The organism is Tamlana crocina (assembly GCF_012037625.1).
This window is the reverse complement of record NZ_JAAVJS010000412.1, coordinates 1-384: the sequence shown is the minus strand read 5'-3', so window position 1 is coordinate 384 and position 384 is coordinate 1. Positions and strand designations below refer to the sequence as shown.

General features: G+C 44.8%; 1 pseudogene. It reads left to right on the top strand.

The window, feature by feature from the left end:
- Window positions 1-384, top strand: a pseudogene (locus HC176_RS17360) (amidophosphoribosyltransferase); the annotation flags it as partial.

Sequence of the window (384 nt, the reverse complement as noted above, 5' to 3'; positions counted from 1 at the left end):
CTGATGCCTGAAGTGCTCAAAGCTATTAACCACGATACCATCAATACCGTCTTCTCCTTCATTCCCAATACTGCTGAAACCTCTTTCTATGGAATGGTGGAAGCTGCACAGGATGAACTAAACAAGCAAAAGAACGATACCATTCTTGCCGAAAAAGAGACGCTTACCGATGCCCGTTTGCAGGAGATCCTTGCCCACAGGCTAAGAACCGAAAAGATTGCCATTAAAGATGCCAAGCTGCGGACTTTCATTACCGAAGACAGCAGCAGGGATGATCTTGTAGCCCACGTTTATGATGTAACCTACGGGGTTGTAAAGCCGGAAGATAACCTGGTGATTATTGATGACAGTATTGTGAGAGGTACTACGCTAAAGAAAAGTATC